The organism is Actinoallomurus acaciae (genome assembly GCF_042429965.1).
In the GTDB taxonomy this organism is placed as follows: domain Bacteria; phylum Actinomycetota; class Actinomycetes; order Streptosporangiales; family Streptosporangiaceae; genus Actinoallomurus; species Actinoallomurus acaciae.
This window is the reverse complement of the sequence record NZ_JBHLZP010001085.1, coordinates 1-292: the sequence shown is the minus strand read 5'-3', so window position 1 is coordinate 292 and position 292 is coordinate 1. Positions and strand designations below refer to the sequence as shown.

Annotated in this window: 1 protein-coding gene; it reads left to right on the top strand. The window is 77.1% G+C overall.

Going from position 1 to position 292, the window contains the following annotated elements; genetic code table 11:
* Positions 1-292, top strand: a 292-nt coding sequence (locus ACFFNX_RS50675; protein ID WP_446678575.1) for a hypothetical protein, incomplete at both ends; no start/stop codon positions are given.

Below are 292 nucleotides of genomic sequence, written 5' to 3'. Positions count from 1 at the left end.
GACGCCAAGGAGACCGACGGCCGTACCCGGATCGAGATCGCCGGGACCGAGGGCGACCTCGCCGTCGTGTCGGGCGCGCACGGCCCGGGCGGCGTGCAGATGAGCGAGCTGCGCCTCTTCGCCTCGCGAGACGGCCGGTGGGAGGAGCCGCCCGTGCCCGGTCCCGCGCCGGTCCCCGAGGTCGAGGCCCGCAACGTGGCCCGGATGTACGCCGCGCTCGCCGGCGACATCCGCACGGGCACGCGCACCACCCCCGACTTCCACGCCGGGACGCGGGTGCACCGCCTGCTCG